This window comes from Mycobacterium sp., assembly GCF_036488105.1.
Classification (GTDB): domain Bacteria; phylum Actinomycetota; class Actinomycetes; order Mycobacteriales; family Mycobacteriaceae; genus Mycobacterium.
Map to the genome: position 1 here is coordinate 1 of NZ_DASXHW010000047.1, position 7715 is coordinate 7715.

The 7715-nt window shown below is 66.6% G+C and carries 9 protein-coding genes; 6 read left to right on the plus strand and 3 right to left on the minus strand.

Going from position 1 to position 7715, the window contains the following annotated elements; genetic code table 11:
* Positions 1-13 precede the first annotated feature (13 nt).
* The 4 genes from VGH54_RS02400 to VGH54_RS02415 all read left to right on the plus strand — a co-directional run bounded on the left by VGH54_RS02400 (position 14) and on the right by VGH54_RS02415 (position 3232).
* Positions 14-508 (plus strand): RNA polymerase sigma factor, encoded by a 495-nt coding sequence (locus VGH54_RS02400; protein ID WP_331510335.1) that lies wholly within the window; start codon positions 14-16, stop codon positions 506-508.
* Positions 495-1097: a methylated-DNA--[protein]-cysteine S-methyltransferase gene (locus VGH54_RS02405; RefSeq protein WP_331510336.1), complete on the plus strand. Its 603-nt coding sequence runs from the start codon at positions 495-497 to the stop codon at positions 1095-1097. The genes VGH54_RS02400 and VGH54_RS02405 overlap by 14 nt, the downstream gene beginning before the upstream one ends.
* Entirely contained in the window at positions 1094-1705 is a 612-nt protein-coding gene (locus VGH54_RS02410; protein WP_331510337.1) for a hypothetical protein, read from the plus strand. Before VGH54_RS02405 ends, VGH54_RS02410 begins: the two co-directional genes overlap by 4 nt.
* Before the next feature lie 75 nt (positions 1706-1780).
* Positions 1781-3232: an NAD(P)/FAD-dependent oxidoreductase gene (locus tag VGH54_RS02415; RefSeq protein ID WP_331510338.1), complete on the plus strand. Its 1452-nt coding sequence runs from the start codon at positions 1781-1783 to the stop codon at positions 3230-3232.
* Here the strand turns inward: VGH54_RS02415 and VGH54_RS02420 are convergent.
* A complete protein-coding gene (locus VGH54_RS02420; protein WP_331510339.1) occupies positions 3229-4296 on the minus strand; it encodes an NAD(P)-dependent oxidoreductase in 1068 nt (355 codons plus the stop codon). The genes VGH54_RS02415 and VGH54_RS02420 overlap by 4 nt on opposite strands.
* Before the next feature lie 103 nt (positions 4297-4399).
* On the opposite strand from VGH54_RS02420, the gene VGH54_RS02425 reads away from it, so the two are divergent.
* Both VGH54_RS02425 and VGH54_RS02430 read left to right on the plus strand, forming a co-directional pair.
* On the plus strand, positions 4400-5203 hold the full coding sequence (locus VGH54_RS02425; protein ID WP_331510340.1) for a lysophospholipid acyltransferase family protein: 804 nt from the start codon (positions 4400-4402) through the stop codon (positions 5201-5203).
* 95 nt (positions 5204-5298) lie between these two features.
* Positions 5299-6723, plus strand: coding sequence for a wax ester/triacylglycerol synthase family O-acyltransferase (locus VGH54_RS02430; protein ID WP_331510341.1), 1425 nt, complete (start codon positions 5299-5301; stop codon positions 6721-6723).
* 7 nt (positions 6724-6730) lie between these two features.
* On the opposite strand, the gene purQ is transcribed toward VGH54_RS02430, so the two are convergent.
* Positions 6731-7405: a phosphoribosylformylglycinamidine synthase subunit PurQ gene (gene purQ / locus VGH54_RS02435; protein ID WP_331510342.1), complete on the minus strand. Its 675-nt coding sequence runs from the start codon at positions 7403-7405 to the stop codon at positions 6731-6733.
* Positions 7402-7641 (minus strand): phosphoribosylformylglycinamidine synthase subunit PurS, encoded by a 240-nt coding sequence (purS, locus tag VGH54_RS02440; protein WP_331510343.1) that lies wholly within the window; start codon positions 7639-7641, stop codon positions 7402-7404. The genes purQ and purS overlap by 4 nt, the downstream gene beginning before the upstream one ends.
* Positions 7642-7715: the final 74 nt, after the last annotated feature.

Here is a 7715-nt window from a genome sequence, read left to right on the forward strand (position 1 = left end):
GTAGCCGCCAATAATGAAGCCGCCGTTCGAAAGCGTCGTCTCGCAGCACGGTGCCACCGTGCTGCGGGTGGCGCGCGCGGTCCTCGGCCACGCCGACGCTGACGACGCCTGGTCGGAGACTTTCCTGGCGGCGCTGACGGCCTACCCCGAGCTGCCGGCCGACGCCAACGTCGAGGCGTGGCTCGTCACGATCGCCCACCGCAAGGCGATCGACATCACCCGCGCCTCGGCCCGACGGGCCATACCCGTGCCGGACACACCGGACCGGCCGCCGCCGGGTCACGCCGACGACCATTTCGAGCTCACCGAAGCCGTCGCCGGCCTGCCCACCAAGCAACGTCAGGCGGTGGCCTATCACTACCTGGCCGGGCTGCCCTACGCCGAGATCGCCAAGCTGCTCGACAGCAGCGCGGCCGCCGCCCGCCGCGCGGCCGCCGACGGCATCGCCACCCTGCGGCGCACCTATTCCCATGACCTCACAACGGAGTTCGCTGATGACCACCATTGACCTCGCCGTGCTGTATCCGGTCGACAGTGCCGACCTGACCCGGCTACACACCCGTCTGGCCGCCGCCGCTGACGACGACGACCTCCTCGACGTCGCGTATCGGACGATCGACTCCCCGGTCGGCTCGCTGCTGATCGCCGCGACGCCCGTCGGGCTGGTGCGCGTGGCGTTCAGCACCGAGGGCCATGACGCCGTCCTGCAGAACCTGTCCGACCGGATCAGCCCCCGATTGCTGCACGCCCCGGCCCGCCTGGACGCCGTGGCGCGGCAACTCGACGAGTATTTCGCCGGACGTCGTCACGCCTTCGACGTTCCACTGGATTGGCAGCTCTCCAAGGGATTTCGCCGTGTGGTCCTCGGTCACCTGGCCATCGACATCGGCTACGGCACCACGGCCAGCTACGGTGCCCTGGCCCGACTTTCGGGTTCGCCCAAGGCCGTTCGCGCCGTCGGGACTACCTGCGCGACCAACCCCATCCCGGTCGTGGTGCCGTGCCACCGGGTTGTCCGCTCCGACGGCACCATGGGCGGCTACCGCGGCGGACCGACCGCCAAACGCGCGCTGTTGGATCTCGAAGGCGTCGAATGACGCCCGCACGCAACCGGGTTTCGCCTCGCGGCGACATCATCGCGGTCACGGGCCGCGGAGCATGGATGGGCAATCGGGGTCGACTGCACGAAGGACGCGGCGCCCGCGACGTCGTCAGGAACTCTCAGGGCAAGGCCTGGATCACCTGCGTCTTGGAGTTCAGAGGCCGTCACTCCGAACAGTGGGCGCCCAATCACTACACGCAGTTGTTCTTTCTCGACGAGGCTGTCGCATTCGCCGCGGGTCATCGCCCCTGCGCCGAATGCCGCCGCAGCGACTACAACGGCTACCGGCAGATGTGGCATGAAACCCACGGCAGCGCAACGCCTTGCGCCAAGGACATCGACAACGTGCTGCACCGCGAACGGGCCGCATCGCATCGGATGCAGTGGCCTGCCCTGCCCGATGGGGCATTCGTCGACACAGACGACGGGCCGGCCGTTGTCGTCGGCGATCACCTTGCGGCGTTCGACGAAGATGCCTATACGTATCGACGACTGATGACCAGGCCGGTCGAGGGTGCCGTGTCGATGCTCACCCCACCGTCGACGGTGGCGGTGCTGAGCGCGGGATACCCAGTCCAGATCGATCAGAGCGCGCTGAGCTAGGGGGCACGACTGCCCGCGCAATCAATCTTCTATGTCGCAGTAGGCTGTCAAACCATCCGAGCGGAAGGGCCGAAAGTGACAGCAGCCGAACATACTTACGATGTCGTCGTTCTCGGCGCCGGACCGGTTGGACAGAATGCCGCCGAGCGCGCCCGAGCGGGTGGTCTCAGCGTCGCAATGGTGGAACGAGAACTGGTGGGCGGCGAATGTTCCTACTGGGGGTGTGTGCCCAGCAAGGCGCTCCTGCGTCCGGTGATCGCCGTCGCCGATGTAGATCACCTGGACGGCGCCCGTGAAGCGGTCACAGGTTCGATCAGCGCGGGCGGCGTTTTCGGTCGACGAGACCGTTACGTGAGCAACTGGGACGACGCGGGTCAAGCCGATTGGGTAGCCGGGATCGGTGCAACTCTGGTGCGCGGTCACGGACGACTGGACGGTCGCCGTCGCGTCACGGTCACTACGGCAGGCGGGGACTCATCGGTGCTCACCGCACGGCACGCCGTCGTCATCTGCACGGGAAGCCGTGCGGCACTTCCGGATTTACCGGGGATCGATCAGGCTCGGCCGTGGACGAACCGCAGAGGCACCGATAGCAGCTCGGTGCCAAACCGCTTGGCGGTCGTCGGCGCGGGCGGGGTCGGCGTCGAAATGGCAACCGCATGGCAAGGTTTGGGCGCGTCAGTCACATTGTTGGCCCGGGGTCCAGGACTGCTGCCACGGATGGAATCGTTCGTCGGTGAGTTCGTCGAGCGCGGCTTCCTGAAGTCCGGAGTCGATGTCCGACTGAATGTGTCCGTGAGCCGACTGCACCGTCCAGACCCGGATGGACCGGTGACGCTGACATTGAGCGACGGCAGCGAGTTGGAAGTTGACGAAGTGCTGTTTGCGACGGGTCGCGCACCGAACAGTGATGACATCGGTTTGCAGACAGTGGGACTCACACCTGGCAGCTGGCTCGATGTCGACGACACCTGTCGCGTCACGACGGTCAAGGACGGATGGCTCTATGCCGCCGGTGACGCCAACCATCGAGCGCTGCTTACCCACGAGGGCAAATACCAGGCGCGGATAGCCGGCGCGGCGATCGCGGCGCGGGCGGCGGGCGCGACATTGGACACGGCACCGTGGGGCGCACATGCGACCACTGCCGACCATCACGCAGTGCCGCAGGTTTTCTTCACCGATCCCGAAGCCGCGGCGGTCGGATTATCGGCCCACCAAGCTGAGCAGGCCGGTCACCGGGTGCACACGGTTGACGTCGAAATAGGCGATGTCGTGATGGGCGCGAAACTTTATGCCGACGGATACACCGGGCGGGCGCGGATGGTGGTCGACGCCGACCGTGGCTACTTGCTCGGCGTGACGTTCGTCGGTCCTGGCGTCTCGGAGCTTCTACACTCGGCCACCGTCGCCGTCGCCGGCCAAGTGCCCGTCGACCGGCTCTGGCACGCCGTGCCATGCTTTCCGACGATCAGCGAAGTCTGGCTGAGACTTCTTGAGGCGCATCGCGATTCGACCGCGGCCTAGCCGCTACTGTCGGGCCGAGGTTCGCCGAGCCGGGATCTGATCGCGCCCCACGGGTCGGCGTAGCGGCCCGGCGTGTCCCGATACGCGGCCTGGCGCTTCAGGAACTGCCGCACGACGGGGCCGACGAAGGACATCGGATAGCGCTTCCACCCGACGATGGCCCGCATCTCCGCGAGCATGTCCGGCCACGAGTGATGCTGGAACGACAACGCCTGCTGTGCGCGGGCGGTATCCAACCAGTCGGTGACAAACCAGTTTTCGTCGCTGTCGGGATCACCGGGGCGGCCGGCGGGCAGGACGTTCGACAGTCCCATGGCCGCGGCCAGCGCCAGCCCGACCTCCTTCTGCCGGTGCAGATGCGAATCGTCGCCGGCGATCAGCAGAGTTTCGCCCGCGACGTCGGCCGTCGTTGCGGCGGCGAACGCGGCCGCGACGTCCCGGACGTCGACGGTGTGGATGCGCCCGTCGGCCGGCAGCGCGCTTTCGAAGAACAACGCGTCGCCGGTGAACGGCATCGCACCCGGCTCAACGCTGATCACCCCACCAAGGCGCAGGATCACCCACTCCAAACTCGAAGCCCGGACCTGGTTTTCGGCCACGACCTTATGGGCTCCGTAGAGGTCCGCCGGCCGCAGCGGGGAGTCGACGCGCAGCCGGTCGGGGTGACGATGCGGATTGCGGGACCCGTAGACCGCGTTGCTGGAGGCCAACACGAAGCGCGGCGGATGTTCGATTGCCTCCGCGGCGCGCAGCAGCGCCGCGGTGGCGTCCACGTTGACGCGACGCGCGAGTTGGGGGTGGCGATAGGCCGCCGGCAGAATCACCGCGGCCAGGTGGACGATCGCCGTCGGCAACACCTCTGCGAGCAGCCGGTCAACGTCGTGCTGGTCGGTGAGATTGGCCCAGCTCACCGCGGCGCCGGCGGGCAGCGACGCGGCGGCTTTGCGCTGGGCGGGGGTCCCGAGGTCGGTGGCGACCACGCGGTGGCCGTCGGCGGCCAGCCGGCGCACGGTCTGCGAACCGACTAGGCCAAAACCGCCTGTGACAAGAACCTTCTCGGTCATCGTCCTCAATTCGGTTCGGGCTCCCAGCCTGCGGATATGACATTCTCTAAAAAGGAGAGTATCATGCTGCTAACATTTGATCAGCAACCGCGAGGGCTCACTCATGGCGAAATCGCCGAAGAATCGCGAGACGGCCAAATGGGATCCGGAATTCACCAAGCAGATCGCGAACACCGTCGGACCTTTGATCAAGCGGTATCACCGCGCCGAGGTCCGCAACATCGACAACATTCCGAGATCGGGTGGAGCGCTGGTGGTGTCCAACCACTCTGGCGGAATGATGACTCCCGACGTCTTCATCTTCTCGCCGGCCTTCTACAACGAATTCGGCTACGACCGACCCGTGTACACGCTCGGCCATTACGGCATCTTCATGGGCCCGTTGGACGGAGTGCTGCGTCGCCTCGGCGTCATAGAGGCCAGCCGCGAGAATGCCGCCGTGGCACTGCATTCGGGCGCGGTGGTGTTGGTGTTCCCGGGTGGGGATTACGACTCCTACCGACCAACGTTCACGGAGAACACCATCGACTTCAACGGCCGTACCGGGTACATCAGGACGGCTATCGAGGCCGGCGTTCCGATCGTGCCGACGGTGTCGATCGGCGGCCAGGAAACCCAACTGTTCTTGACCCGCGGCAATTGGCTGGCCCGCAAACTCGGCCTGACCAAGGCTCGGATGGACATCTTGCCGGTGAGCTTCGGTTTTCCGTTCGGCTTGAGCGTGGTCTTCCCGCCGAATGTTCCGCTGCCATCGAAGGTTGTCACCGAGGTCCTCGAGCCGATCGATATCACCGCGCGATTCGGCAAGGACCCCGACGTGGCCGAGGTGGACGAGTACGTCCGTTCGGTGATGCAGGCCGCGCTGGACCGGTTGGCCGAGCAGCGCCGGTTCCCGATCCTGGGCTGACCTCCGACTCCTGAGCTGCCGACGGCGAATCTGCGATTTCGGCGAATACGCCATCTCGTTGGTGCTTGCATGAACAGGTCGGCACGGAGGTGGGCGTGAAAAGACTCAACGGCATGGACGCCATGCTGCTTTACAGCGAGACGCCCAACCTGCACACGCACACACTGAAGGTGGCGATCATCGATCCTTCCGGCGACGGCGAGTTCAGCTTCGACGCCTTCCGGCGCCACCTTCGCCGGCGCCTGCATCTGTTGGAACCGTTGCGCTACAAGCTCGTTGACATCCCCTGGCGGCTGCACCATCCGATGTGGCTGGAGAATTGCGAGGTCGACTTGGACTACCACCTGCACCGGGTTCAGGTGCCTGCACCCGGCGGGCGCCGCGAGCTCGACGCGGTCGTCGGCGAGGTGGCGTCCACACCGCTGGACCGCAGCCGGCCGCTGTGGGAATTTCACTTCGCCGAAGGGCTGTCCGGCGGACGGTTTGCCCTGATCGGCAAGATCCACCACGCCTTGGCCGACGGCGTCGCCTCGGTCAATCTGCTGGCACGGGCGATGGACCTCAAGGACGCACCGACCGACGAGCGGGACAACGACGAGGCCGGCGTCACACCGACCACCGCAAGTCTGTTGCGCGCCGCCGGCCGCGACCACATCCGCCAGATCGCCGAGCTCCCAGGGCTAGTCAGCGACGCCGCCAAAGGATTCAGCCGGGTGCGCCGGCGCACCCGGGAGCGCGGCGATCACCCGGACCTCGCGGACGCCTTCGACGCGCCCCCGACCTTCCTCAACCACGTGGTGTCGCCGCAGCGCCGGTTCGCCACCGCCGCACTTCGGCTGGCCGACGTCAAGGCGACCGCGAAAGCCCTCGGCATCACGCTCACTGATCTGATCCTGGCGACGGCTGCCGGTGGGCTACGCGAGCTGTTGTTGCGCTATGACGGCAAAGCCGACCGCCCGATCATCGCGTCGGTCCCGACCGCCACCGACAAGTCCGAGCGCGTGACCGGCAACGAGATCAGCGGCCTGTCGATTTCGCTGCCGGTGCATGTCGCCGATCCGGCCGAACGCGCGCAGCTGGTCGCGCTGGCGACCAAGATCGCCAAGGAGGATCACGAGATCCTCGGGCCACGCCTGTACGGGCGGATGGTGGGCTATCTACCGACGGCGATCGCCCCGGCGGCATTCCGGTGGCTCGGGCAGCGCGATGCGCCGAACAAGATGATGAACGTCGCGGTGTCCAGCGTGGTCGGGCCTAGGGAGCGTGGCCACTTCGGCGGTGCCCCGGTCAGCGAGATTTACTCGACGGGTGTGCTGTCACCGGGAGCTCCGGTCAACATCACGGTGTGGAGCTATGTCGACCAGCTGGGCATCGCGGTGCTCACCGACGACGAGACGTTCAAAGACCCACATGAGGCAACCGATGCGCTCACTGCGGCGTTCAGCGAATTACGCAGCGCCGCAGGGCTTTCGGTCGGTAACAGCACGGTCGGCCTGATGGCCGATCACGCGCTGCGATAGCCGCGGCTCAGGCGGCGAGAACGGCGTCCAGCGCCGAATAGAACAGGCCCAGCCCATCGTCGGAAGGCCCGGTCAACGCCTCGATCGCATGTTCGGGGTGCGGCATCAACCCGACGACGCGGCCGTTGGCCGAGCTGACACCGGCGATGTCGCGCAACGAGCCGTTGAGGTTGTCGTGGTAGCGAAACACCACGCGGCCTTCGCCTTCCAACTCGTCGAGCACGTCGGCGGAGGCCACGTAACGGCCCTCGCCGGACTTCAACGGGATCAATAGATCGGCGTCCGACTCGAACCGAGACGTCCATGCCGTCGACGTCGATGCCACCCGCAGCCACACGTCGCGGCAGACGAAATGCAAACCGGCATTGCGGGTGAGCGCACCGGGCAGCAGCCCGGCCTCGCAGAGCACCTGAAAACCGTTGCAGATGCCCAACACCGGCAAACCGCGGTCTGCGGCGGTGACGACTTCCCCCATCACCGGGGCGAATTTCGCGATGGCCCCACAGCGCAGGTAGTCGCCGTAGGAGAAGCCGCCGGGCACCACCACCGCGTCGACACCTTTGAGGTCGGCGTCGGCGTGCCACAGGCTGACCGCCTCGGCGCCGACAGCACGCACCGCACGGGCAGCGTCGACGTCGTCGAGCGTGCCGGGAAAGGTGATGACGCCGATCCGCGTCGTCACTGCGCTTCTCGGCTGACGGTCCAGTCTTCGATCACGGTGTTGGCCAGCAGCGACTCGGCGATCTCTTCCAGCGCCGAGTCGTCGACGCTGTCGTCCACCTCGAGCTCAAATCGCTTGCCCTGCCGCACGTTTGAGATACCGGCATGTCCGAGCCGGCCCAGTGCGCCGACGATCGCCTGACCCTGCGGGTCGAGAATCTCACCCTTGGGCATTACGTGCACAACGACCCGGGCCACCCGCACTCCTCCTGCTGTCTTGGCTGCTCGGCGCCAACTCTACCGGTCGGCACCGCAACCGTCGTGCTAGCACG

Excerpts from the sequence above, each read along its gene's own strand:
- VGH54_RS02400 (WP_331510335.1), top strand. The coding sequence starts at position 14 with ATGAAGCCGCCGTTCGAAAGCGTCGTCTCGCAGCACGGTGCCACCGTG.
- VGH54_RS02405 (WP_331510336.1), top strand. The coding sequence starts at position 495 with ATGACCACCATTGACCTCGCCGTGCTGTATCCGGTCGACAGTGCCGAC.
- VGH54_RS02410 (WP_331510337.1), top strand. The coding sequence starts at position 1,094 with ATGACGCCCGCACGCAACCGGGTTTCGCCTCGCGGCGACATCATCGCG.
- VGH54_RS02420 (WP_331510339.1), bottom strand. The coding sequence starts at position 4,296 with ATGACCGAGAAGGTTCTTGTCACAGGCGGTTTTGGCCTAGTCGGTTCG.
- VGH54_RS02425 (WP_331510340.1), top strand. The coding sequence starts at position 4,400 with ATGGCGAAATCGCCGAAGAATCGCGAGACGGCCAAATGGGATCCGGAA.